Genomic DNA, 24,668 nt, shown 5'->3' with positions numbered 1-24,668 from the left:
CGCGAGCGAGCGGCCTCCATCAAAGCCAGGGATCAAGAAGCCTCAAGGAGAGCGCCGTGACAGTTGTCCTTCCAACGCCCGCCCAACTTCGCAGCGTCGCCGAGCAGTGCGGCCTCGCGCTGACCGACGATGACGTCGCCTCGTTCCGCGGCCTGATGCAGGGCTCGATCGAAGCCTACAATCTCGTCGGCGCAATGCCGGACGAAGTGCCGGAGGTGAAATATCCGCGCACGCCGGGCTATCGGCCTTCGCCCGAGGAGAACCCGCGCAACGCCTGGTATCGCAAGTCCACGGTGAAGGGCGCCGCCAGCGGCAAGCTCAAGGGCAAGACCGTCGCGCTGAAAGACAACATCATGCTCGCCGGCGTTCCCATGATGAACGGCTCGGCGACGCTGGAAGGCTACGTTCCCGATTTCGACGCCACCATCGTCACGCGCATGCTCGATGCCGGCGCCGAGATCGCCGGCAAGGTGCATTGCGAATCCTTCTGCATGTCCGGCGGCAGCCACACCGGTGCGGTCGGCGCGGTGCACAATCCGCACAAGATGGGCTATTCGGCCGGCGGCTCGTCCTCGGGCAGCGGCGTCGTCGTCGCGCTCGGCGAGGTCGACATGGCGATCGGCGGCGACCAGGGCGGCTCGATCCGCATGCCGTCCTCGTTCTGCGGCACCTACGGCATGAAGCCGACCTGGGGCCTCGTGCCCTACACCGGCATCATGCCGATCGAGATCTTCGTCGATCACACCGGCCCGATGACAGCGACCGTTGCCGACAACGCGCTGCTGCTCGAGGTGCTCGCCGGCGACGACGGCTATGACCCGCGCATCAAGGCGCCCAAGGTCGAGGACTACACCAAGGCGCTCGGCCAGGGCGTAAAGGGCATGAAGATCGGCATCCTCAAGGAAGGCTTTGAGCAGCCGACCGCGGAAGCCGCGGTGAACGAGAGTGTGCGCGAGGCGGCCAAGCGTTTCAAGGATCTCGGCGCCACCGTCGAGACCGTCTCGATCCCGATGCACCTCGTCGGCCCCGCGATCTGGACGCCGATCGGCACCGAGGGCATGACCCAGACCATGATGTATGGCGACGGCTATGGCCTGTCCCGCTCCGACCTCTACTCGACCTCGCTGATGGATTTCCATCGCGGCTGGCGCCGGCAGGCGGACTCGCTGTCGGAGACGACAAAGCTGTTCCTGCTGCTCGGGACCTACATCAACAACAATTTCGGTCCGCGCTATTACGGCAAGGCGCTGAACATCTCCCGGCGTCTGACTGCAGCCTACGACAAGGCTTTCAGGGATTACGATCTCCTGCTGCTGCCGACCACGCCGATGAAGGCGACGAAGCTGCCGGAGCCCACGGCCAGCCGCGAGGACTACGTCGCCCGTGCGCTGGAGATGATCGGCAACACCGCGCCGTTCGACATCACCCATCATCCTGCGATGTCGCTGCCCTGCGGCATGGTCGACGGCCTGCCCGTCGGCCTGATGCTGGTCGGCCGCATGTTCGAGGAATCCACGATTTATCGCGCCGCGCACGCTTTCGAGCAGATCGGCGACTGGAAGAAGATGTGAGCGAGGCATCGATGCAGACGGACGGAACACAGAAGCGTTTTCGAGCGAAGTGGATGCTGGTTCGCGTCAAGAAAACGCGTCAAAACAAGAATCCACCAAATGGCTAACGCGTTCGTCGCGGCGTTCGAGATCCTGAGCTTTGGCGCGATCATCGTCCTGATCGTGCTGGGGCTCGGGATCATCGCCAGCATGATGGGCATCTTCAACTTCGCGCAAGGAGAGTTCGTCCTGCTCGGGGCCTACATCACCTATCTCACCTACGCCAGGGGCCTGCCGATCTGGGCCGGCATGGTCGCGGCGCCCTTCGTGGTCGGCGCGCTCGGCTTCGTGCTGGAGGCGCTGATCATCCGCCGGTTCTACGCCGCGCCGATCGTGGCGATGCTCGGCACCTATGCGCTGGGCCTGATCATCCGCGAATCCGTGCGCGGGCTGATCGGCGGCTTCTATCTCACCGTGCCGGAGCCGATTGGTGGCTCGATCGACATCGGCGCGATGCACATCTCGGCCTGGCGCTTCACGATCATCGTCATCACGCTGCTGGTGATGGGCGGTTGTTATCTCCTGCTCTCACGCACGAGCTTTGGCCTTCGCGTCCGCGCCACGCTGGAAAATCCTTCGCTGGCGCGTGCCTCCGGCATCTCCACGCCGCTGATCTATGGTGCCACCTTTGCCTTCGGCGCGGCGCTCGCCGGCCTCGCCGGGGCACTGATCGTGCCCGTGTTCAGCCTGTTCGCCGATCTCGGCCTGCGCTTCCTGATCCAGGGCTTTGTTGCGGTCATGGTCGGCGGCGTTGGCTCCTTCATCGGACCGGTCGCAGGCGCCGGCGTCATCGGGACGCTCAGTGCCGCGCTGCCATGGGTGATGGCGCCCGTCGTCGCCGACGTCCTCGTCTTCGTGCTCGCTATTGTCTTCATCAAATTCCGGCCGCAGGGCCTCATCGCTGGAAAAGGGGTTTAGTCACATGTTCGATCGTACGCAGCTCTCACGCCGCCGCTTTCTCTCCAATTTCGCCTTTGCGTCCGGCGCGGTCGCAACCGGCGTCGGCAGCTGGGTGATCCCGGCCCCCTGGGCCAATGCGGCCGAAGCCCCGATCAAGGTCGGCATCGCCACCGATCTCACCGGCCCGATCGCCTACGCGGGCAATGCCGACGCCAACGTCGCCAAGATGGTGATCAAGGAGATCAACGCCGCCGGCGGCCTGCTCGGCCGTCCGCTCGAGCTCTATATCGAGGACACCGCTTCGAACGAATCCGTCGCCGTCGGCAACGTCCGCAAGCTGATCCAGCGCGACAAGGTCGACATGGTGCTGGGCGGCATCACCTCCTCGATGCGCAACGCGATCAAGGATCCGATCGTGGCGCGCGGCAAGACGCTCTACATCTATCCGCAGCTCTACGAAGGCAAGGAGTGCACGCCCTATCTGTTCTGTACCGGCCCGACGCCGGCGCAGCAATGCGACGAGTTCATCCCCTGGCTGATCAAGAACGGCGGCAAGAAGTTCGCGCTGCCGAGCGCCAACTACGTCTGGCCGCACACGCTCAACGTCTATGCGCGCAAGGTGATCGAATCGAACGGCGGCGAGGTCGTGTTCGAGGAATACTATCCGCTCGACCAGGTCGATTTCTCCTCGACCGTCAACCGCATCATCTCCAACAAGGTCGACGTCGTCTTCAACACCGTCATTCCGCCGGGCGTCGGCCCGTTCTTCAAGCAGCTCTATGAAGCGGGCTTCCTCAAGAACGGCGGCCGTCTCGCCTGCGTCTACTACGACGAGAACACGCTCAACATCAACCAGGCCGCCGAGATCGAGGGCCTCGCAAGCTGCCTCGACTATTTCAAGGTGCTGACCAAGGAGAATCCGTTCGACGCAAAAATCCAGGCGGCCTACGAGAAGGACTTTCCGGGCAATTTCCTGTTCGCTGCCGGCAGCGCCGCCACCGGCACCTATCGTGGCCTCAAGCTGTGGGAGGCGGCCGTCAAGGAAGCGGGCAAGATCGACCGCGAATCGGTCGCCGCCGCGCTCGACCATGCCAAGATCGCGGAGGGCCCCGGGGGACCGGCCGAGATGGTGCCGGGCAAGCGGCACTGCAAGATGAAGATGTACACCGCGGTCGCCAAGGGCGGGAACTACGAGATCGTCGGACGCAGCGACGGTCTGGTCGATCCCAAGGAATGCTGAGGCGGAATGCCGAAGTCGATGAGTGTGGTAAGAGAGGCCATCGCCGGCGACGAAGCGGACGATGCGATGGCTGAACGCGCGGCAGCGGTACAGGTCGCGGCAGGACGAAACGTCCTGCCGATCGTGGAGGGCGTCGTGCTTGTCGCGGCGCTGCTCGCGCCGCTGGTGCTGCAGGACTATCTCACGGTGTTCGCGACGCGGGTGATCATCCTCGCGCTGTTCGCGCTGTCGTTCGACCTGGTCTGGGGCTATGCCGGCATCATGAGCTTTGGCCAGGCCCTGTTCTTCGGCTCGGCCGGCTATGGCGTCGCGCTGCTCGCGCGCGACTTGGACATCACCAACATCTTCCTGGTGCTGCCCGCGGGCACCATCATCGGCCTCACCTTCGCGCTGCTACTCGGCGGCTTCCTGCTGCTGGGCCGGCATCCCTCCAGCGTGATCTTCGTCTCACTGGGCACGCTCACCGGCTCCTACGCCGCCGATCGCCTGGCACGCGGCTGGTACTATCTCGGCGGCCAGAACGGCATTCCCTCGATCGCGCCGATGACGCTCGGAGGCTACGAGTTCTCGGAAGGGCCGGCCTTCTATTATCTCGTGCTCGGCATCCTCGTCGTGGTCTATCTGCTCTGCCGCTTCCTGGTGCGCTCGCAGTTCGGCCTCGCGCTCGCAGGTCTTCGCGAGAACGAGCAGCGCATCGCCTTCTTCGGCTACAAGGCGCAGCATCTGAAGGCGATCATCTTCACCATCGGCGGCGCCATCGCAGGGCTCGCGGGCAGCCTCTATGCCTTCCATGAGGGTTTCGTATGGCCCAACATGGTCGGCGTCGTCGTCTCGACGCAGGTGGTGCTCTACGTGCTGTTCGGCGGCTCCGGCACGCTGATCGGTGCGGTCATCGGCGCCGTCATCGTCGAAGGCGTCAGCTTCTGGCTGTCCGACAATTACCGCGACATCTGGCCGATCATCCTGGGCGTGCTGCTGTTGCTCGTGATCCTGTTCCGGCCGCTCGGCCTGATCAGCTTCGTGCTGGGCGAACGCGAACGGGTCGGCAGCTTCGGTGCGAAGCCCAACGAGAACAAGAAGCCCGGAAAGGAGAAGCGCAATGCCGCTCCTTGAGGCCGCGGGCATCAAAAAGATCTTCGGCAAGCTCACCGCGCTCGATGGCGCAGCCCTCACCGTCGGCGAGAACGAGTTTCACGGCCTGATCGGCCCGAACGGCTCCGGCAAGAGCACGCTGATGAAGTGCATCGCCGGGGCCGAGGTGCCGACGCAGGGCAAGGTGAGCTTCGTCAACACCGACATCACCGCGTTCACGCCGACCGAGCGTGCCCGCGCCGGCATGAGCCTGAAATTCCAGATCACCAGCGTGCTGCCGACGCTGACGCTCTACGACAACATCCTGCTCGCGCTCCAGGCGCAGTCCTCGCTGTTCGACCTCCTGTTCTCGCGTACGCGCGGCGCGCTGCACGACCAGGTCATGACCATGCTGACGCAGTTCCGCCTCGCCGATCGCGCCTTCGACGCGGCGGCGGCGCTGTCGCACGGCCAGCAGCAATGGCTGGAGATCGCGATGGCGCTTGCGGGCAAGCCAAAGCTGCTGCTGCTGGACGAGCCGACCGGCGGCATGAGCCTGGAAGAGCGCCGCGTCACCGGCGAATTGCTCCAGCCGATCAAAAAACATTGCTCGCTCGTCATCGTCGAGCACGACCTCGATTTCATCCGCGACATCTGCGATCGCCTGACCGTGCTCGACCAGGGCAAGGTGCTGGCGTCAGGTACCGTGTCCGAGATCCAGGCCAACAAATCCGTCCAGGAGATCTATCTGCGCCGTGCCTGAATTTTTGGACATCAAGCATCTCGACGCCGGCTATGGCCGCAGCCAGGTCCTGTTCGACGTCAACCTCGGCATTCCCTGGCGTGGCGGCGTCGCCGTGCTCGGGCGCAATGGCGCCGGCAAGACCACGTTGATGAAGACCATCGTCGGCGAGCTGCCGGCGTGGAAGGGCGAGGTCGCCTTCGACGGCCGCGACATCAGCCGCCGCGCGACCCAGGAGCGCGTGCGCGCCGGCATCGGCTACGTCCCGCAGGAGCATTCGGTGTTCGCCCGCCTGTCGGTACGCGACAATCTCGCCGTCGGCTCGCTCGCGAGCAGCAAGGCCGACGCCGTCGACCACGTGCTGACCATCTTCCCGAAACTCGGCCAGCGCCTCGACCAGCCCGCCGGCACGCTCTCCGGCGGCGAGCGCAAGATGCTCGCCATCGGCCGCGCCATGCTGGGCGATCCGAAATTGTTGCTGCTCGACGAGCCGACCGAAGGCGTCTGGATCGGCGTCATCGAGGAGATCACCGAACGCCTGATCGAGCTCGCGAAAAACATCGCCGTCATCATCGTCGAGCAGCACCTCGACCTCGCGCTGCGCGTCGCCGATTATGCCTACGTGCTGGACCGCGGAAGGGTCGCACTGCAGGGGGAGGCGAATGATGTGCGTGGCAATCCGGAACTGATGCGGTATCTGGCGCCGTAGATTCTCACTACCCGCTCTACGGCTGTCTCTCGCCGCAGGCTTCCTGCCAGTCCCGTCATCCTGAGGCGCGAGCGGCGCGATGCGCAGCATCGCAAAGCGAGCCTCGAAGGATGAATGGCCGAGCTGCCAGTCGGGCCGTCGCCCTTCGAGGGCCGCTGAAGAAGCGGCCACCTCAGGGTGACGGTGGGAAATTGTCGATTGAGCAGACCGAAGCGAGAGCCGTTGTTTACTTCACCGCCCCAAAGCGGCTGTCGAACGAGTTCGACTGCACCACCGGCGCGGCGCCCGCCATCTGCGGGCCACCAGCGGGATCATCCGACACCGTCGGCTTCAGCGCCGGGCGCGTTGCGGCGAGGCGGGTATCGGGCTTCGCCGGCTCGGCGGGCTTGGCGGCGGCAACAGCCGGCTTCGGCGCGTCCTTGGTCGTGTCGCGGCCGGGCACAAAGCGGGTCACGGCGGCCTTCAGCCTTGATGCCGCGCTGGGCGGCGTTGTGGACGTCGTGGCCGGGGCCACGGACGCGGTGGCTTGCGGCGGCGGAGCCGAAGCGGTCGCGGTCGTGTCGGCGGTGCCGAGGCCCATCTTGCGGCCAAGGTTCGAGAAGAAGCCGCCACTTTGGGATTTCTCTTGGGATTTTTCCTGGGATTTCTCGGCCGGTTGAGCGGCCGCGACGCGGGTGCTGGTTGCGGGTGCGCTGACGGCGACGACCGGCTCTTCCTGCGGCGAGGGCGCGGCCGCGTCGAGATTGGGCCTGGGCGGATTGACGTGGCCGGGGATCGTGCCCGGCGCCTTCGCCATCGCCAGCATCTGCAGCGTGGTGCCTTCGGCGCCCTCCGACAGGCCGGTCGAGCCTTCTGGAATCTTGGCGGCGAAGATCTTGTTCATGCCGCCGTCAATGCCGGTGTTCATGCGCGCCACCGGCGTGCCCTTGGCCACGAGCTTGGCGTACTCGGCCTGGTCGCGCGCGTCCTTCTCGCGCACGGCGCTCGCGATGTCCTCGGGGATCACATAGGCCGGGCACTTTGCGGACGCGTCGAACACCGGATCGCGCTTGGCATCGGGCGTCTTCGCCGCGTCGAAGACGTACTTCTTCTCGCAGAAATCGACCTTCGGCTCCTGCCGCGTCACCTCGAAATGATCATAGCCCTCTTTGATCATCTTCCAGAACGGCATGTTCGGATTGTTCCGGTGCTTGGCCATGTTCACCGGCGTCATCTTGAACGGATAGGCCTGGAGCTGGAACGCCTTCTGGCCGCCGAAGAAGGATTCGCGGCCGAGCGAATAGATCTCCGCGATCTGCTCGTCGGTCATCGCGTAACAGCCGCGCGAAGAGCAGTCGCCATGCACCATCAGCTGCGAGCCGGAACGGCCCAGAGCCTTGTCGAACGCGTTCGGATAGCCCGTGTTGAACGAGAGGTAATAGGCCGACTGCGGATTCATCTGGCCCGGATTGATCGAGTAGAATCCTTCCGGCGCCTGGCGGTCGCCTTCGCGCACCTTCGGGCCCAGATCGCCCGACCAGCGGCAGATCGGATAGGTCTTGAGCAGCGCGAACTGGCCGTTGCGGGTCTGCTTCCAGACCTCGAGCTCGGCCTCCTGCTTGAACAGGCGGACCAGGATCGGGGATTGCAGATCCATGTCCTTCTCGACCATCGCGGCGAGAAGTTTTGGCGGCACCGGCTGGTTGGCCTTGGCGTTGGTCGCGAGCGACACCTGGTCAGTGTCGCAGCCGGCCAGCAGAACACTGGCCGTCAACAGCGCAACCGAAGCCAAGAGCGCGCGAGCAAGCGAACGAGAAATCAAGATGGACCCCACACCGTGCCGGGCAAGCCGCGCGAACCCCAATTCTTTGGAGCATGATCCGACCGGAGATCCGGACCCGTCGTGACGGGCTTTTTCAAACCACGCTCCAGCGCTTTTGCCCTGAAGCCATTAATTAAAATTCTAACCTCTGGGTCATGTGGTCGCAACCCGAGCGGGGATCACGAGCCCGTTGGCCCAATGGCATGGTCAACAGAGACTAAATGGACGCGACTTTGGGCCTTACTTGGGCCTTCCGGCCCGATCCAGACAGAGATCGCCGATTTGGGCAAAAAAAGGGTTAATGCGGGGTTACCGGGGACCGGTTTCTCGTGCCCCGGACGCGGCGCAGCGCTTCTTCAGCGGTGCACCGCAGAGCCGGGGCCTACGCTGAAGGCGGTCTGTGGAGCCTGCTGGTCCCGGCTCAGCGGAGCGTCACTTCGTGCCGCACCGCGTCCGGGACACAAAAACCGCACGAATCAGCCCAGTTTCCGGCCGATATCGAGGAATTTCTGCCGCCGCTGCTTGCGGATGGCGTCGGCGTCGAGGCCGTGGAGCTCCTCAAACGCCTTGGCGATGGCGTCCCCGGTGGTGGCGATCATGGCGGCGGGGTCGCGGTGGGCGCCGCCGACCGGCTCCTTCAGGATGCTGTCGATCACCCCGAAGCGGAGCATGTCCTGGGCGGTGATCTTCATGTTGTTGGCGGCTTCCTGCGCCTTGGTGCCGTCGCGCCAGAGGATGGAGGAGGCGGCCTCCGGCGAGATCACGCTGTAGATCGCGTGCTCCAGCATCAGCACCCGGTTGGCGGTGGTGATCGCGATGGCGCCGCCCGACATGCCTTCGCCGGTGATGATGGCGACGTTCGGCACGCCCAGCGACAGGCACGCGTCGGTCGAGCGCGCGATCGCCTCGGCTTGGCCGCGCTCCTCGGCGCCGATGCCGGGATAGGCGCCGGCGGAATCGGCCAGCGACAGCACCGGCAGGCCGAACCGCTCGGCCATCTCCATCAGCCGCACGCATTTGCGATAGCCCTCGGGCCGCGCCATGCCGAAATTGTGCCGGATGCGGCTCTCGGTGGAATCGCCCTTTTCCTGGCCCATCACGCAGATCGGCTCGCCGCGGAAGCGGCCGAAGCCGGCGACCAGGGCCTCGTCCTCGCCGAACTTGCGGTCGCCGGCGAGCGGCGTGAACTCGGTGATCAGGCCCGTGATGAAATCGTTGAAATGCGGCCGCTGCGGATGCCGCGCGACCAGCGTCTTCTGCCACGGCGTCAGGTTCGTATAGAGGTCGGCCAGCGCCTGCGCCGCCTTGTCCTCGATCCGCCCGATCTCGTCACTGATGTCGGTCCCGGAGGCCGCGAGCGTCCGCAGCTCGTCGACCTTGGAGTCGAGCTCGGCGACGGGCTTTTCGAAGTCGAGATAGCTGCGCATCTGGTCTTGCATCAACTCAATATAGGGAGGACGGGGCGAGGCGGCGAAGCGGTTTCAGACCTGCGGAAAGAAGTGTAGCTTCTTCAATGAGTTGGCTTGTGGGCTTCTGGGCCGCCCGCCAAATCAATCGTGAGGCCACGGCTCTTTCTGCGGAGATGTGGCCGAAGTCAAGGCGGTTTCGGCCACCGCTGTCGTCCCGGCGAAGGCCGGAACCCATAACCACAGGGAGAAATTTGGCGAAGACTCGGAGTGATGCGGTCTTTCTGCGGGACTGACACCGCCCCTCACCGACAGATCACGCGGTATGGGTCCCGGCCTTCGCCGGGACGACGACAAGTTACTTCTCCGCCAGCGGGTGCAGGTCGCGCACCAGGCTCTTCAGCCGCTCCTCGACCACGTGGGTGTAGATCTGGGTGGTCGAGATGTCGGTGTGGCCGAGCAGGGTCTGCACGATGCGTAAGTCCGCGCCGTTGTGCAGCAGGTGGCTGGCGAAGGCGTGGCGCAGCACGTGCGGGGAGACCAGCCGCGCCTGCAGGCCCGAGGCGACCGCGAGCTCCTTGAGGTCGCGGGCGAAATGCTGCCGGGTCAGATGCCCGCTCTCGCCGAACGAGGGAAACAGCCATTTCGAGGCGGCGAGGCCGTCTTTCTTCTTCTCCGTCTTCGCGGCTTCGGTCGCGGCGAGATAATCCGCCATCGCCTGGCGCGAGGCCTCGTTCAGCGGCACCAGCCGTTCCTTGTTGCCCTTGCCGCGCACCACGATCATGCGGGCGTCGCGCTTGGCCGCCGTGCGCGGCAGCGCCACCAGCTCGGAGACGCGCAGGCCCGTGGCGTAGAGCACCTCGAGCAGGCAATAGAGCCGCAAGGCGCGCAGCCGCTTCGAGGGCGAGGCCTCCTCCGCCTCGCTCAATTCCTTGGCACGGCGGAGCATGCGGTCGACATCCGCGATCGACAGCACCTTTGGCAGGCCGCGGCCGCGCTTGGGGCCGGACAGGATCGCGGCGGGATCGTCGATGCGAATGCGCTCGTTCAGGAGGAAGCGGTAGAGATGCCGCATCGCCGACAGGCGGCGCGCGACGCTGGTGGATTTGAAGCCACGGGTGTCGAGATCGGCGAGATAGTCGCGCAGCGTTTGGGTTTCGGCATCCGCAAAAGAGTGGCCGATGCGGCCCAGGAACTCGGAGAAGTCCGTGAGATCGCGGCGGTAGGCATCGAGCGTATTGGGGCCGGCGCCCTGTTCCGCCGCGAGCATGTCGAGGAACAGGCCGGTGAGCTTGCTGTCTGAGGGCTTTGCACGCATGCCCTGGAGGCTAGCTCCTATTTCTTGAGAAACTTATCCGGCGGGATCGTCACCGTCATTTCCCGCGGCTTGGGATTGACGAAGTTCGCCAGCGCAAAGACCACGCCATAGACGATGCCGGCGATCACGGCGACGACCGTCAGGAAGCGGAACAGGCTGGGCATCGTGCAAGGTCTCGGTAAAGGTCCAGGTCGGCAAATTAACCAATGAAATCATCCAACATGTTCGCCGTTTCGTGGCAAGAGTCCTCTGGCGAGGCCCCCTTCGGGGTCGTATAGGTGGCCAAAGCAGGCCGCTTTTGGCGGCAGATCGAGCGAGACCCAGAGCGAGATCCAGAGCGAGACCCATGTCCGACGCCGCGTTGCCGATACAAGCTTCGCCTGAGGCCGACATCCTGTCGGCGCTCGGGGCGCGCTCGATCGTGCTCGTCGGCATGATGGGGGTGGGCAAATCCACCATCGGTCGCCGCATGGCGGCCCGGCTCAAGCTGCCCTTCGTCGACGCCGACACCGAGATCGAGGCGGCGGCCGGCATGACCATACCGGAGATTTTCGAGCGCCATGGCGAGGCCCATTTCCGTGACGGCGAGGCGCGGGTGATCGCGCGCCTGCTCGACGGCGGCCCGGCGGTGCTGGCGACCGGCGGCGGCGCCTTCATGCGCGAGGAGACGCGGACCCGGATCGCGGCGAAGGCGGTCTCGATCTGGCTCAAGGCCGACCACGACGTCATCATGCGCCGCGTCCGCCGCCGCGCCGATCGTCCGCTGCTCCAGACCGCCGATCCGGAAGGGACGGTGACGCGCCTGCTCACCGAGCGCGAGCCGGTTTACAGCCATGCCGACCTCACCATCGCCTCCCGCGACGTGCCGCACGACAAGATCGTCGAGGAATGCATCGAGACGCTGCGCGCGCATCTTTGCGGTGAGCAGGCGTCTCAGCCACCTGTCGACGTTGCGAGTGCCGTACGATGACCGCGCCCCTGAAACATTCCGACCCCGTCAACGTCGGTGTCGCGCTCGGCGATCGCGCCTATGACATCGTCATCGGCCGTGGCGTGCTGGCCTCGCTCGGCGAACGGGTCGCGCACTTACGCCCCGGCGTGCGCACGGCGATCGTGACGGATCGCACCGTCGCTAAACACTGGCTCGAGCCGACGGAAGCATCGCTCGCGGCCGTCGGCATCCCGACCTCGCGGATCGTGGTCGAGGAAGGCGAGATCTCGAAAACCTATGCCGGCCTCGAAAAGGTCAGCGAAGCCCTGATCGCGGCCAAGATCGAGCGCAACGATCTCGTCATCGCGCTCGGCGGCGGCGTGGTCGGCGATCTCGCCGGCTTTGCCGCCGCGATCCTGCGCCGCGGCGTCGATTTCGTGCAGGTGCCGACCTCGCTGCTGGCACAGGTCGATTCTTCCGTTGGCGGCAAGACCGGCATCAACTCGCCGCAGGGCAAGAATTTGCTTGGCGCCTTCCACCAGCCGGTGCTGGTGATTGCCGACACCGCCGTGCTCGACACGCTGTCGCCGCGGCAATTCCGCTCCGGCTACGCCGAGGTCGCCAAATACGGCGTGCTCGGCGACGAGGCCTTCTTCACCTGGCTGGAAAAGAACCACGCCGACATCTTCAAGGGCGGCTCGGCGCGCGAGCACGCGATCGCGACCTCCTGCCGCGCCAAGGCCGGCGTGGTCTCGCGCGACGAGCGCGAGACCGGCGAGCGCGCGCTGCTCAATCTAGGCCACACCTTCGGCCACGCGCTCGAAGCTGCGACCGGCTTCTCCGACCGCTTGTTCCACGGCGAGGGCGTCGCGATCGGCATGACGCTGGCGGCGCAATTCTCCGCCAAGCTCGGCATGATCGGCGAGGCCGACGCGGCGCGCGTCGAGCGGCATCTCATTGAAGCGGGCCTGCCGACCCGCTTGCAGGACATCGCGGGCTTTTCGCAGGAAGGGCTTGCCGATGCCGACGCGCTGATGGCCCTGATGGCGCAGGACAAGAAGGTCAAGCGCGGCAAGCTCACCTTCATCCTGCTCGAGGCTGTGGGGCGCGCCGTGATCGCAAAGGATGTCGAGCCGGCCCCGGTGCGCGACTTCCTGAAAGAGAAGCTCGCTCACAAGGCGTGACGCGCGGCTGAACTTCGTGAAAGCGTTTTCGAGCGAAGTGGGGACCGGTTCGCGCAAGGAAAACGCGTCAAGACAAGAAACTTGAGTGGTTCATGGACTGGCTCGGATTCACCATCGTCGTCCTCTGCCTGCTGGTCTCGGCGTTCTTCGCCGCGAGCGAGACCGCGCTGACCGGCGCCTCGCGCGCCAGCATGCTGCGGCTCTCCAAGCAGGGTAATCACGACGCCGACGTGGTCTCGCAACTGCTCGACATGCGCGAGCGCCTGATCGGCGCGCTGCTGCTCGGCAACAACATCGCCAATATCGGCGCCTCCGCGCTCGCCACCGCCATCTTCACGTCATGGTTCGGCGATGTCGGCGTGCTCTACGCCACCGGTGTGATGACCGCGCTGGTGGTGATCTTCGCGGAAGTGCTGCCCAAGACCATCGCCATCAACGCGCCCGACCGCATGGCGCTTGCGGTCGCGCGCCCGATGCGGCTGACCATGTATGTACTGGGGCCGCTGCTCAAGATCGTCGAAGTCATCGTGCGCCTCCTGATGCGCCTGTTCGGCCTTGCCGGCGAGCACCAGGCCATCCTGTCGCCGACCGAGCGCCTGCGCGGCGCGGTCGACCTGTTGCATCACGAGGGCAAGTTCGAGAAGCAGGACCGCGACATGCTCGGCGGCCTGTTGGACCTGCGCGAGCTCCAGGTCTCCGACGTCATGATCCATCGCACCGAGATGATGATGATCAACGCCGACCTGCCGCCGGAGGAGCTGGTGCGCGAGGTGCTGGCGACCGAATACACCCGCATTCCGCTCTGGCGCGAGAAGCCGGAAAACATCATCGGCGTGCTCCACGCCAAGGATCTGCTGCGCGCGATCCGCGCCGCCGAAGGCGACACCTCGCGCATCGACGTCTCCACCATCGCGCTGCCGCCCTGGTTCGTGCCGGAGATGCGCCCGGTCTCCGAGCAGCTCAAGGCGTTCCGCCGCCGCAAGACCCATTTCGCGCTCGTCGTCGACGAGTACGGCGAAGTTGAAGGTCTCGTGACGCTGGAAGACATTCTGGAGGAGATCGTCGGCGACATCTCCGACGAGCACGACGTCGTGGTCGCCGGCGTGCGCGCCCAGCCTGACGGCTCGGTCGTGGTCGACGGCTCGGTGCCGATCCGCGATCTCAATCGCGCCATGGACTGGCATCTGCCCGATGAAGAGGCAACCACGGTCGCCGGCCTCGTCATTCACGAGGCGCGCTCGATCCCCGATCGCGGCCAGAGCTTCACGTTCCACGGCTTCCGTTTCCGCGTCCTGCGCCGCGAACGCAACCGCATCACCGCGCTCCGTATTTCACCGGTGCCGCGCGAGGCGGAGCTGGAGGAGGCAAAGCCGAGGCGGGCCGGGACGTCGTTTTGACGCACGGTGTCATCGTCCGCGCAGGCGGACGATCCAGTACGCCGCGGCTTATCGATTGAATCTCGCCAGCAGTGTTTACTGGATGCCCCGCCGGAGCCTGTCATCGGGCTGGCCGAAGGCGAGACCCGGTGGCGGGCATGACAGCCGGATTGGCGAGCTAGGTCCCGCCTTCCCCCGGCACCTGCGCGTGGATCGCGAGCGCGTGCACGCTGCCGGAGAGTTCCGCGGCCAGCGCCGCATTTATCATGCGATGGCGATCGACCCGGCTCTTCCCTTTGAAGGCTTGAGACACAATATAAACGCGGAAGTGCGTCTCGCCGCTCGGCCGATGGCCGGCATGGCCTTCATGCAGGTGTGACTCGTCGACGACCTGCAGGCTTTCCGGCGTGAAAGCTTCCTGCAACTTGTTGCTGATAGTATCGCTCATAGCCATGTGTGTGCCATTCAGGTGCAGAGATCGCACTCCGTTATTTGCCGGGTTCGCAGCTAATTGCAATGTCAAGACTTGAAGGTTTTTGCATTGCGTAGTCAAAGTCAGCCATGCCGATCGATTCATCAAAGTTCTTCGACTCCATCCGCGTCAAGCCGCGGGGCAAGCAGCCCGAGGTGAAGCCGCGCGACACCGCGGTCGCGTGCGAATGGGCCGGATGCCAGAACAAGGGCGCACACCGCGCGCCGAAGGGGCGTGAGAACCAGCGCGAGTACTGGCATTTCTGTCTGAACCACGTGCGCGAGTACAACCAGAACTACAATTTCTTCTCCGGCATGAATGCCGACGCCGTCGCGCGCTACCAGAAGGATGCGCTGACCGGCCACCGTCCGACCTGGAAGATGGGCGCCAATGGCGGCAAGAAGGGTGCGGAAGCCGAGATCGATATGGCGTCCGATCCGTTCAGCATGTTCTCAGAGATCAACGGCCGCGCCAACTGGCGGAAGGGGCCAGACGCCCAGCCCAAGGCCGAGACGCGCAAGGTGATGAACGCCGAGCGCAAGGCGCTCCAGGTCATGGGCCTCGGCCCCAGTGCCACGCTCGCCGACGTCAAGACCAAGTACAAGGCGCTGGTCAAGCAGCACCACCCCGACGCCAATGGCGGCGACCGCTCCACCGAAGACCGCCTGATCGAGATCATCAAGGCGTATAATTATCTGAAGACGGTCGTGCGGGAGGCCTAGGCGGCGACCTCGGGGAAGGACAGTTCGCAAACCAGTCCTTCCGGCTTCCACTGCCGGGTAACCTTTCCTCGCAAGGTCCGGATGATGCCATCGATCGCGCCGACCCCGAAGCCCCTGCGCGTCGGCGGCGCGTTGACCCGGGGACCGCCGCTCTCCGACCAGTGCAGCACGAGGGGCTCTGCATCATTGGTCGCCCAGCGGATCTCCAACGTGCCCGAAGGCGTCGACAGCGACCCGTATTTGGCAGCGTTGGTCGCCAGCTCATGCAGCGCGACTGCGATCGACTGGGCGAGGGTCGGCGGCAGATGGACGTCGTCTCCCGCGATCCTGATCCGCTCGCCGTCCCGGCTTGCGTAGGGCCGCAGTTCCTCTTCGACGATGGTCTTCAGATTCGCGCCAGTCCAGCGCGAGGCCGAGAACAGCCTCTGCACGTTGGCAAGGGCGCTGAGCCGGCCCTGAAACGCGGCCTGGAACTCTTCTGCGGTGTCTGCCTTCGTCAGCCGCAGCATCGCCTGAGCCACTGCGAGCAGATTGTTCGAACGATGGTCGACCTCGGAGGTGAGGAGCATCATCCGCTGCTCGGCCTGCTTGCGGGCCGTGATGTCGACCAGCATGTTCACCGCCCCAACCAATCGGCCGCGTTTGTCGCGCAGCGGCGTCGGATACGGCATGAAGCAGATCCGGGAGCCGTCCGGCCGTTCGGCCACGGCTTCGACGTCGCGCACGGGCCGGTTCTGCCTGAGCGCGATGGCCATCGGGCATTCATCGTGGGGGAGCGGCGTTCCGTCAGGCAGGTAGAGCTTCCATGTCACGCACCACATCTCGCCGATCTTTGGCGTGCGTCCGGCAAAATCGACGCAGGCGCGATTGAAGAATGTGATGCGGCCGTCTGCGTCGGTCGTGTAGACCGCGGCGGGCAACGCCTGGAGCAAGTCGCGAAAGCGCCTTTCGGAATCGGCGTCGGCCTCGCTCCGGCTCGTCGCATAGCTGGCGGCGATCTCGCCGATCCTGGCCTCGTCCGAATGTCCTAACAAGTCCAGCATAGCGTTCCTGATCTACCGGGGGCAGATAGGTAAGTCGCCAGGCGCTCGGGTGTTCCTGCATGGCCGCCAGTCCGTCCTCGCAATCACGGTCTCTTGCGGCGTGTTGCGCTGGCGCGGTTAGCCAAGCAGCCGGCCCGGATGGAGCGTCGGCGCCATCCGGGCTTTCTCGCACGGCGATCGGCTTCCCCGGATTACGCTTCGCTCCATCCGGGTCACTGCATCATTCTTCTGGCATCGCCCCGACATACGACGAACTCGGCCGGATCAGCCGTCCCGTGCGCTGCTGTTCGCGGGCATGCGCGGTCCACCCCGCGGCGCGCGCCACCGCGAAGATCGGCGTGAACGCCTGCCTTGGAATCGCCAGCGCATCGAGCAGGATCGCGGTGAAGAACTCGACATTGGTCTCCAGCGGCCGCTCCGGGTTCTTCTTGCGCAGCGCGGCGCGGATATAGGCCTCGACCTCGCCGGCGAAGGGTAGGTCGGCTCCGTTGGAGGCGAGGGCCTCGATCGCGGTCTTCAGCACGTCGGCGCGCGGATCGCGCACGCGATAGACGCGATGACCAAAGCCCATCATGCGCTCGCCGCGCGCCAGTGCCGCATCCACCCAGGGCTGGATCCGCTCGCGCGAGCCGATCGCATCGAGCATTTCCAGCACCGGCTCCGGCGCGCCGCCATGCAAGGGACCGGTGAGCGCGCAATAGCCGGCGGTGACGGCCGCGAACAGGTCGGCCTGGGTCGAGGCCACCACGCGCGTTGTGAAGGTTGAGGCGTTCATGCCGTGGTCGCAGACGGTGACGAGATAGGCATCGAGCGCCGTGACCTCGCGAGAGGCCGGCGCGCGCCCATGCAGCATGCGGAGCGAGTCGGCGGCGTGGCTCGCGCTCGGATCGGGGGCGACCGGCTCCAGCCCCTTGGCGCGCCGGACCAGCGCGCCTGAAATCACCGGAAACGCGCCGACGATGGTCGCCTCATGTTCCAGCCCGTGCTCGGCGCGAAGGCCCGCGACGGCCGCGCGAAACCCGTCGACGATCCCCATGCCGTGCGTCGCCGGCAGCAGCTCGGCGAGCCGCGCGAAGGCACGCTCGCGTGCGGCGCCCAGGCTCGCCCGCACATTGGCCTCGCTCAGCGAGGTCTTGCTGGCGCCGTTCCAGAGCCGGGCGGTGACGCCCTCAAAGCTCGATTTGGCGGCCAGCCGGCCGACATGCTCGCCGGCGATGATCAGCTCGCCGCGCTCGCCGTCGACATGGCTCAGCACGGTCTCGGCCGCGGGGACGCCGTCCAGCCCGATCTGGCTCTTGGTGAGGTGGATGTTCATGGCCTAAATCTCCTGTTCTACGCACGATAAAAGTCGGGCCTCTCGACAGATTGATCAATCTTGATTACATAAATCAATATGAAAAATTCCGATGAGCTCTACCTCTCTGCCCGGGAGGCCGCCGCCGAGCTCGCGATCTCGCCGGCCACGCTCTACGCCTATGTCAGCCGAGGCCTGATCCGCTCCGAGCCGACGCCGGATTCGCGCAAGAACCGCTACCGCGCCGAGGATGTCCGCGCCCTGAAGGAGCGCCGGGTACCGTCGCCGGAGCCGCGGGGGCTGCGCAGCTTCGATGCCGACCTGCCGGTCATGGACACGGAGATCTCGACCATCACCGAGGAGGGTGCGATCTATCGCGGCGTCAATTGTGTCGATCTCGCCGAGAACGACACGCTGGAGCACACGGCGACGCTGCTCTGGGACGTCTCCGGCGTCGATCCGTTTGCGCCTGATAATCAGCCCGAGATATCCGAGGAGATGCGCACGATCGCAGGGGCCGCGCGGCGGGCGGCGCCGATCGACCGCGCCATCGCCGTGCTGGCGCTGGCCGCGAGCGCCGATCCGCGCGCCTTCACCCGTGCACCCGATGGCCGCGCGATGGTCGGCGCGCGCATCGTCCGCCTGCTGGTTGCAACCATGCTCAATGCGGAAGCCTCGGCCGAGCCGTTGCATCAGCAGGTCGCGCGCGTCTGGGCGGCGGACAACAAGCACGCGCCCGATCTGATCCGCCGCGCGCTGGTTCTGCTCGCCGATCATGAACTGAACGCCTCGACCTTCACCGCGCGCTGCGCGGCCTCGACCGGCCTCAATCTCTACGACGCCGTCATTGCCGGCCTCGCCGCGCTGAAGGGGCCGAAGCATGGCGGCGCCGGCGTGCTGGCTTCGCAGCTGGTGAAAACGCTGGTCGACCGCGACGTCGCTCCCGTGGTGCGCGAACGCGTCGCGCTCGGTGAGCGCTTCGCCGGCTTCGGCCACGGCGTCTACAAGCGCGGCGATCCCCGCGCGCAATCGCTGCTGAATGCGCTCTCGCGCGCCGGCGCGCCGCGCAAATTCACGCGCGAAGTGCCGGAGCGGATTGCCGAGGCGACCGGCGAATTCGTCAACATCGACTATGCGCTCGCCGTCCTCGTGCATGCCCTGCGGCTGCCCGCCGGCAGCGAGCTCGCCATGTTCGCGATGGCCCGCAGCGTCGGCTGGATCGCCCATGCCAGCGAGCAATTGCAGTTCGGCAAGCTGATCAGGCCAAGGGCAAGGTATGTGGGGCCGGCGCCGGGGCGGAGGGCGGGGGGCACGCCCGCCAAATTGGAAGAGCGATAAAGCTCATTTCTCAGCGCCGTCCCGGCGAAGGCCGGGACCCATAACCACAGGATTTGGTTTGACGAAGACTCGTGGTTGCCAGCTCGCGCCATAACTCCTCCCTGGGGTTATGGGTCTCGGCCTTCGCCGGGACGACACCTGTGGTGTGGCGGCCGGTTAAGCCCGCGGCTTTGCCGCCGCGACACCGCTGCCCTGCCGCCGGCGAATGATCCATATCGCCAGCCCCAATGTGATCGCCACGGCCGCCACGGTCAAAATCCAGATGTGCTTGCCGACATGCCCGTGGTGATGCAGCCCGGCATATTCGTGCAGGGCCGACACCGCCAGCACGCCCGGCAGCACATGCGCGGGGGCCCAGACCAGGATTGCCGGGATGTTGATCGCGTAGAAGCGGGCAGGGGGCATCCCGAGCGCGCCGGCCGTAACCGGGACAAACGCGCGGATCGGCGGCACGAAGCGGGCGAAGAACACGGCCCAGGTGCCGAAGCGGTGGAAGAAGCTTTCGCTCTCCTCGACCACGCGCGGATAATTGGTCAGCGGCCAGGTGTTGAGGATCTCGCGCTGCTGCCGGTGCCCGATCCAGTAGGCCGAGCCGTCACCCAGCACGGCCCCGGTCGCTGCCGCCAGCAGCACCCAGCCGAGTTTGAGCTCGCCGCCCGGGACCAGGGCGCTGAGCGCCAGGATGATGGTCGAGCCCGGCACCACCGATCCCACCACCGGAACCGCTTCCAGAAGCGCCGCCAGGAACAGGGTCAGATAGGCCAGCCACGCATGGGCCGAAACGAACGAGATCAAGGGATCGAGGAATGACGTCACGTCGGCTTTCGTGTTGGGCGGGGCCAGGCGGATTCAGACCCTACATAAGTAAGGGGAGGCGGTAAAAGTGCCATTCGCGTGGGCAGGCCGGCTGACCCGCCTGAAATACGAGCGGGATTCGCAGGGCAGCCTTCCAAAAATCGCGCTCCTTGCCTATCTAAATGAAAAGACAATGGAACTTTGATTGGAGGGCGGGCTTCTGCCCGCACGTTGTCTCTGATAGGTTCGCAAACGCACCCAGCCGCAGCCACCGTGCAATAACTGGTCTCGGGATCGCCCGGGACCTCGGAGGATTGATGACGACCGCCGCTCTGTCCAAAGTTGAGGAAGTTTCCGGTTTGCCCGACATGAAGGTGTCGGTGCGCCAGGTGTTCGGGATCGACAGCGATCTCGAAGTGCCGGCCTATTCCGAAGTCGATCCTCACGTGCCCGAAGTCGATTCCGACTACCGCTTCGACCGCGCCACCACGCTCGCCATTCTCGCCGGCTTCGCCCGCAATCGCCGCGTGATGGTGACCGGCTATCACGGTACCGGCAAATCCACCCATATCGAGCAGGTCGCCGCCCGCCTGAACTGGCCCTGCGTGCGCGTCAACCTCGATAGCCATATCAGCCGTATCGACCTCGTCGGCAAGGACTCGATCGTGGTCCGCGACGGCAAGCAGGTCACCGAATTCCGCGACGGCATCCTGCCCTGGGCGCTCCAGCACAATGTCGCGCTGGTGTTCGACGAATACGACGCCGGCCGCCCGGACGTGATGTTCGTGATCCAGCGCGTGCTGGAGGTCTCCGGCCGCCTGACGCTGCTGGACCAGAACAAGGTGATCAAGCCGCATCCGTCCTTCCGCCTGTTCGCGACCGCCAACACGGTCGGCCTCGGCGACACCTCGGGCCTCTATCACGGCACCCAGCAGATCAACCAGGGCCAGATGGACCGCTGGTCGATCGTCACCACGCTGAACTATCTCAGCCATGACGAGGAAGTGGAGATCGTGCTGGCGAAGGCCAAGCATTATCGCACCCAGGAAGGCCGCGACATCGTCAACAAGATGGTGCGCCTTGCCGATCTTACCCGTAACGCGTTCGCCAATGGCGATCTGTCGACGGTGATGAGCCCGCGCACGGTGATCACCTGGGCTGAGAACGCCGACATCTTCGGCGATATCGGTTTCGCCTTCCGCGTCACCTTCCTCAACAAGTGCGACGAGCTCGAGCGTCCCCTGGTCGCCGAGTTCTACCAGCGCTGCTTCAACGCGGAGCTGCCGGAATCGGCGGTCAACGTGGCGCTCAGCTAGGCCATGCCAACCATCACCGTCGAGCGCACCATTGGGACCACCAAGAAGGCTGTGCTCGCCGGGCTCGGTGCCTATAACGACGAGCAGTTCGGGAAGCAGAGGGCCAAGAGCATCGCGGTCTCGTTGAAGGACGGCCGCAAGATCGTCGGCGGCATCGTCGGGCATCTCTGGGCTACGGTTCTGTTCATCCAGTATTTCTGGATCGACCAGAAGCAGCGCGGCAAGGGGCTTGGCACGAAGCTGATCGCGGCGATCGAGGACGAGGCAAGACGGCAGGGCGCGATCCAGGCCCATGTCGACACGATGAGTTTCCAGGCGCCGGGCTTCTATCGTTCCTGCGGGTACGAGGAATTCGGCACTCTCAAGGGCTATCCCGGCGGCGTGACGCGCCATTCGTTTACGAAGTCGCTATGAGCACATCATCATCCAATTCCAAATTCCGTAACAGCAAGGAAGCGCCGACCGAGCCGTTCAAGCGCTCGGTGGCCTCCTGCCTGAAGGCGATCGCGAAATCGCCCGAGCTCGAGGTCTCCTTTGCCGCCGAGCGGCCGGGCCTTGCGCCGGGCAAGGCGCGGCTGCCCGAGCCGGCGCGCAAGATGACCAAGCGTGACGCCGCGGTCGTGCGCGGCCACGCCGACTCCATCGCGCTGAAGATCGCCTGTCACGATCCGAAGCTGCATCGCAAGCTGATGCCGGGCAATCCGCAGGCGCGCGGCGTGTTCGAGGCGGTCGAGCAGGCGAGGGTGGAGGCGATCGGCGCGCGCCGCATGGCGGGCGTTGCGAAAAACCTCACCGCGATGCTCGACGATCATTTCCATCGCGGCAAGTTCGACGAGATCACCGACCGCGCCGACGCGCCGCTGGCCGATGCGCTGGCGATGCTGGTGCGCGAGCGCCTGACCGGCATGGCGCCGCCGACGGCTGCGAAGAAGATGGTCGATCTCTGGCGGCCGATTCTCGAAGACAAGATCGGCAAGCGGCTCGACCGGCTCGACGGCGTGGTCGAGGACCAGACCAGGTTCGGCGACGCCGTGCATGACCTCCTGTCCGCGCTCGAGCTCGGTGACGAGCGCAACGCCGACAGCGAAGAGAATGACGACAACGACGAAAACCGCGACGGCGACAACGACCAGTCCGGCGCCGAGGGTTCGCCCGATTCCGATGCCGCCCAGGACATGAGCGCCGACCAGGCGCAGGCGTCGAGCGAGGAGATGAGCGAGAGCGCGATGGAAAGCGCGCAGGCCTCGACGTCAGACACGTTCGACGACGGCGAACTCGGCGACGATGAGACGCCGGGCGAGGCGACGCGGCCGAATTCGCACGGGAAGAACGAGCCGCGCGGGCCGGAATACCACGCCTTCGCGCCGAAATTCGACGAGGTGATTGCCGCCGAAGATCTCTGCGACCATGACGAGCTGGAGCGCCTGCGCGCCTATCTCGACAAGCAGCTCGCGCATCTGCAGGGCATCGTCGCCCGCCTCGCCAACCGGCTGCAGCGCAAGCTGATGGCGCAGCAGAACCGCGCCTGGGAGTTCGATCTCGAAGAGGGCATCCTCGACCCCGCGCGGCTGTCCCGCGTCGTCACCGATCCCTATCACCCGCTATCCTTCATGCACGAGAAGGAGGCGACGTTCCGCGACACCGTGGTGACGCTGCTGCTCGACAATTCCGGTTCGATGCGCGGCCGCCCGATCACGGTCGCGGCGACCTGCGCCGACATTCTCGCGCGCACGCTGGAGCGTTGCGGCGTCAAGGTCGAGATTCTGGGCTTCACCACGCGCGCCTGGAAGGGCGGGCAGTCGCGCGAAGCGTGGCTTGCCGCCGGCAAGCCGGCCAATCCCGGCCGTCTCAACGACCTCCGCCACATCATCTACAAGTCCGCCGACGCGCCCTGGCGCCGTGCGCGGAAGAACCTTGGCCTGATGATGCGCGAGGGACTGCTGAAGGAGAACATCGACGGCGAGGCGCTGGACTGGGCGCACAAGCGCCTGCTCGGCCGGCCCGAGCAGCGCAAGATCCTGATGATGATCTCGGACGGCGCGCCGGTCGACGATTCCACGCTGTCGGTCAATCCCGGCAACTATCTCGAGCGGCATCTGCGCCACATCATCGAGGAGATCGAGACCCGCTCGCCGGTCGAGCTGATCGCGATCGGCATCGGTCATGACGTCACGCGCTACTATCGCCGCGCGGTGACGATCGTGGACGCTGAGGAGCTCGGCGGCGCCATCACCGAGAAGCTCGCCGAGCTGTTCAGCGAGACCAACACCGCGCCGATCCAGCCGGCCGGCCGGCCGCGTCGCAAACTGCATTCGTGAGCAGCCATCAATCCCGCCGCAGCTTCCTTGGCCATGCGGCGGCGGGATTTTCCACTTTCGCACTGTCCCGATTGGCGCAGGCGCAAGCCACGACCGAGCCGCCGCCGCGCCCGCTCCAGGTCGAGCGCGCCGTCGCCGAGCCGGTCAGCATCGAGGTCAACGCGCGGCCGATCGCCAGTTTCGAGCCGCGCGACCGTTCGCGCACGCGCTTCGGTTCGCTGGAGTATCGCAGCGGCCTGGTGCTGACCTCGCCCTATCGCGGCTTCGGCGGCCTGTCCGGCATCCGGCTCGACGCCAAGGGCGAGCGCTTCCTCGCGATCTCCGACCAGGGCGGCTGGTTCACCGGGGCCATCCGCTATTCCGGCAGCAAGATGGCCGGGCTCGACGACGTCGAGGCGGCGCCGCTGCTCAATGCCGAGGGGCGGCCGATCACGGAAAAGCGCCTTTGGTGGGATTCGGAGTCGCTGACGCGCGACGGCAATATCGTCTATGTCGGGCTCGAGCGCGTCAACCAGATCCTGCGCTACGATTTCTCGAAGGGCGGCACGCGCGCCCGCGGCGAGGTGATCCAGGTGCCGCCCGCGTTGCGCAGGCTGCCGCACAACAAGGGGCTCGAGGGGCTGGTCTTCGTCCCGAAGGGCCAGCCGCTCGCGGGCACCCTGATCGCCTTCTCCGAGCGCGGGCTGGACGTCGACGGCAATCTGGTCGCGTTCCTGATCGGCGGTCCTGCGCCCGGCCAGTTCAGCGTCCGCCGCACCGAGAAATTCGACATCAGCGACGCGGTGCTGCTACCCTCGGGCGAGCTGCTCATCCTCGAACGCAAATTCTCCTGGTTCAGCGGCGTCGACATCCGCATCCGCTCGATTCCCCTGAAATCCATCGCGCCGGGCGCGGTGGCCGACGGCCCTGCGTTGTTCAGGGCCGATCTCGGCCAGGAGATCGACAACATGGAAGGCATCGACGCCCACGTCACGCCGGCGGGCGAGACCGTGCTGACGCTGGTCTCGGACGACAATTTTTCAATGCTCCAGCGTACGCTGCTGCTCCAGTTCACGCTGGTGGAGTGAACGTTCGCCGCCCGT

23 protein-coding genes are annotated in these 24,668 nt (G+C 65.7%); 15 read left to right on the top strand and 8 right to left on the bottom strand.

Going from position 1 to position 24,668, the window contains the following annotated elements; genetic code table 11:
• Positions 1–56 precede the first annotated feature (56 nt).
• The 6 genes from E4K65_RS15475 to E4K65_RS15450 all read left to right on the top strand — a co-directional run bounded on the left by E4K65_RS15475 (position 57) and on the right by E4K65_RS15450 (position 6,272).
• A complete protein-coding gene (locus tag E4K65_RS15475) occupies positions 57–1,571 on the top strand; it encodes an amidase (protein WP_135174908.1) in 1,515 nt (504 codons plus the stop codon).
• 99 nt (positions 1,572–1,670) lie between these two features.
• Positions 1,671–2,528 carry a branched-chain amino acid ABC transporter permease gene (locus E4K65_RS15470; RefSeq protein WP_135174907.1) on the top strand — a complete coding sequence of 286 codons (858 nt, stop codon included), beginning with the start codon at positions 1,671–1,673 and terminating at the stop codon, positions 2,526–2,528.
• Positions 2,529–2,532: 4 nt separating this feature from the next.
• A complete protein-coding gene (locus E4K65_RS15465; RefSeq protein ID WP_025576495.1) occupies positions 2,533–3,750 on the top strand; it encodes a substrate-binding protein in 1,218 nt (405 codons plus the stop codon).
• 6 nt (positions 3,751–3,756) lie between these two features.
• Positions 3,757–4,863, top strand: coding sequence for a branched-chain amino acid ABC transporter permease (locus E4K65_RS15460; protein WP_135174906.1), 1,107 nt, complete (start codon positions 3,757–3,759; stop codon positions 4,861–4,863).
• Positions 4,850–5,584 (top strand): ABC transporter ATP-binding protein, encoded by a 735-nt coding sequence (locus E4K65_RS15455; RefSeq protein ID WP_135174905.1) that lies wholly within the window; start codon positions 4,850–4,852, stop codon positions 5,582–5,584. Before E4K65_RS15460 ends, E4K65_RS15455 begins: the two co-directional genes overlap by 14 nt.
• The gene (locus E4K65_RS15450; protein ID WP_027545251.1) at positions 5,577–6,272 is read left to right on the top strand and encodes a branched-chain amino acid ABC transporter ATP-binding protein; all 696 of its coding nucleotides are present in this window, start codon (positions 5,577–5,579) and stop codon (positions 6,270–6,272) included. Before E4K65_RS15455 ends, E4K65_RS15450 begins: the two co-directional genes overlap by 8 nt.
• Positions 6,273–6,498: 226 nt before the next feature.
• Here the strand turns inward: E4K65_RS15450 and E4K65_RS15445 are convergent, their stop codons facing one another.
• The 4 genes from E4K65_RS15445 to E4K65_RS15430 form a co-directional block, all read right to left on the bottom strand.
• Complete coding sequence (locus tag E4K65_RS15445; protein ID WP_167770835.1) at positions 6,499–8,073, bottom strand: L,D-transpeptidase family protein; 1,575 nt, start codon at positions 8,071–8,073, stop codon at positions 6,499–6,501.
• Positions 8,074–8,549: 476 nt separating this feature from the next.
• Positions 8,550–9,512, bottom strand: a complete 963-nt coding sequence (locus tag E4K65_RS15440) for an acetyl-CoA carboxylase carboxyltransferase subunit alpha (RefSeq protein ID WP_135174903.1) — start codon at positions 9,510–9,512, stop codon at positions 8,550–8,552.
• A gap of 325 nt (positions 9,513–9,837) precedes the next feature.
• Complete coding sequence (xerD, locus tag E4K65_RS15435) at positions 9,838–10,797, bottom strand: site-specific tyrosine recombinase XerD (protein ID WP_135174902.1); 960 nt, start codon at positions 10,795–10,797, stop codon at positions 9,838–9,840.
• A gap of 17 nt (positions 10,798–10,814) precedes the next feature.
• On the bottom strand, positions 10,815–10,961 hold the full coding sequence (locus E4K65_RS15430) for a hypothetical protein (protein WP_035669499.1): 147 nt from the start codon (positions 10,959–10,961) through the stop codon (positions 10,815–10,817).
• A gap of 182 nt (positions 10,962–11,143) precedes the next feature.
• Between E4K65_RS15430 and E4K65_RS15425 the strand changes: the two genes are divergently transcribed.
• The 3 genes from E4K65_RS15425 (at position 11,144) to E4K65_RS15415 (ending at position 14,309) form a co-directional block, all read left to right on the top strand.
• The gene (locus E4K65_RS15425; protein ID WP_167770834.1) at positions 11,144–11,767 is read left to right on the top strand and encodes a shikimate kinase; all 624 of its coding nucleotides are present in this window, start codon (positions 11,144–11,146) and stop codon (positions 11,765–11,767) included.
• Positions 11,764–12,912 carry a 3-dehydroquinate synthase gene (aroB, locus tag E4K65_RS15420; RefSeq protein ID WP_135174900.1) on the top strand — a complete coding sequence of 383 codons (1,149 nt, stop codon included), beginning with the start codon at positions 11,764–11,766 and terminating at the stop codon, positions 12,910–12,912. The genes E4K65_RS15425 and aroB overlap by 4 nt, the downstream gene beginning before the upstream one ends.
• Before the next feature lie 92 nt (positions 12,913–13,004).
• Positions 13,005–14,309 carry an HlyC/CorC family transporter gene (locus tag E4K65_RS15415; protein ID WP_027545242.1) on the top strand — a complete coding sequence of 435 codons (1,305 nt, stop codon included), beginning with the start codon at positions 13,005–13,007 and terminating at the stop codon, positions 14,307–14,309.
• 157 nt (positions 14,310–14,466) lie between these two features.
• Here E4K65_RS15415 and E4K65_RS15410 read toward each other — a convergent pair whose 3' ends face one another.
• The gene (locus tag E4K65_RS15410; RefSeq protein WP_135175011.1) at positions 14,467–14,742 is read right to left on the bottom strand and encodes a BolA family protein; all 276 of its coding nucleotides are present in this window, start codon (positions 14,740–14,742) and stop codon (positions 14,467–14,469) included.
• A 107-nt stretch (positions 14,743–14,849) separates the two neighbouring features.
• Between E4K65_RS15410 and E4K65_RS15405 the strand changes: the two genes are divergently transcribed.
• Positions 14,850–15,482, top strand: a complete 633-nt coding sequence (locus tag E4K65_RS15405; RefSeq protein ID WP_135174899.1) for a J domain-containing protein — start codon at positions 14,850–14,852, stop codon at positions 15,480–15,482.
• Here E4K65_RS15405 and E4K65_RS15400 read toward each other — a convergent pair.
• Together E4K65_RS15400 and E4K65_RS15395 are read right to left on the bottom strand one after the other, a co-directional pair.
• Positions 15,479–16,525 (bottom strand): sensor histidine kinase, encoded by a 1,047-nt coding sequence (locus tag E4K65_RS15400; RefSeq protein WP_135174898.1) that lies wholly within the window; start codon positions 16,523–16,525, stop codon positions 15,479–15,481. The two genes, E4K65_RS15405 and E4K65_RS15400, sit on opposite strands and share 4 nt — an antisense overlap.
• Positions 16,526–16,745: 220 nt before the next feature.
• Entirely contained in the window at positions 16,746–17,840 is a 1,095-nt protein-coding gene (locus E4K65_RS15395; RefSeq protein WP_135174897.1) for a citrate synthase/methylcitrate synthase, read from the bottom strand.
• A 78-nt stretch (positions 17,841–17,918) separates the two neighbouring features.
• Here E4K65_RS15395 and E4K65_RS15390 point away from each other — a divergent pair, with 78 nt between their 5' ends.
• Positions 17,919–19,157 (top strand): citrate synthase family protein, encoded by a 1,239-nt coding sequence (locus E4K65_RS15390; RefSeq protein ID WP_135174896.1) that lies wholly within the window; start codon positions 17,919–17,921, stop codon positions 19,155–19,157.
• Positions 19,158–19,313: 156 nt separating this feature from the next.
• Here the strand turns inward: E4K65_RS15390 and E4K65_RS15385 are convergent, their stop codons facing one another.
• On the bottom strand, positions 19,314–19,973 hold the full coding sequence (locus E4K65_RS15385) for a DedA family protein (RefSeq protein ID WP_135174895.1): 660 nt from the start codon (positions 19,971–19,973) through the stop codon (positions 19,314–19,316).
• A 296-nt stretch (positions 19,974–20,269) separates the two neighbouring features.
• Here E4K65_RS15385 and cobS point away from each other — a divergent pair, with 296 nt between their 5' ends.
• Genes cobS through E4K65_RS15365 form a run of 4 tightly spaced genes read left to right on the top strand, consistent with a single transcriptional unit; the run spans position 20,270 to position 24,653 of the window.
• Positions 20,270–21,268, top strand: a complete 999-nt coding sequence (cobS, locus tag E4K65_RS15380) for a cobaltochelatase subunit CobS (protein WP_008144548.1) — start codon at positions 20,270–20,272, stop codon at positions 21,266–21,268.
• Positions 21,269–21,271: 3 nt separating this feature from the next.
• Entirely contained in the window at positions 21,272–21,682 is a 411-nt protein-coding gene (locus E4K65_RS15375; protein ID WP_027545236.1) for a GNAT family N-acetyltransferase, read from the top strand.
• The gene (gene cobT, locus E4K65_RS15370; protein ID WP_135174894.1) at positions 21,679–23,586 is read left to right on the top strand and encodes a cobaltochelatase subunit CobT; all 1,908 of its coding nucleotides are present in this window, start codon (positions 21,679–21,681) and stop codon (positions 23,584–23,586) included. Before E4K65_RS15375 ends, cobT begins: the two co-directional genes overlap by 4 nt.
• Positions 23,583–24,653 carry an esterase-like activity of phytase family protein gene (locus tag E4K65_RS15365; protein ID WP_135174893.1) on the top strand — a complete coding sequence of 357 codons (1,071 nt, stop codon included), beginning with the start codon at positions 23,583–23,585 and terminating at the stop codon, positions 24,651–24,653. The genes cobT and E4K65_RS15365 overlap by 4 nt, the downstream gene beginning before the upstream one ends.
• The last annotated feature ends 15 nt before the right edge of the window (positions 24,654–24,668 follow it).

This window comes from Bradyrhizobium niftali (assembly GCF_004571025.1).
Lineage (GTDB): Bacteria > Pseudomonadota > Alphaproteobacteria > Rhizobiales > Xanthobacteraceae > Bradyrhizobium > Bradyrhizobium niftali.
This window is presented reverse-complemented; position numbering and strand designations above follow the sequence as displayed.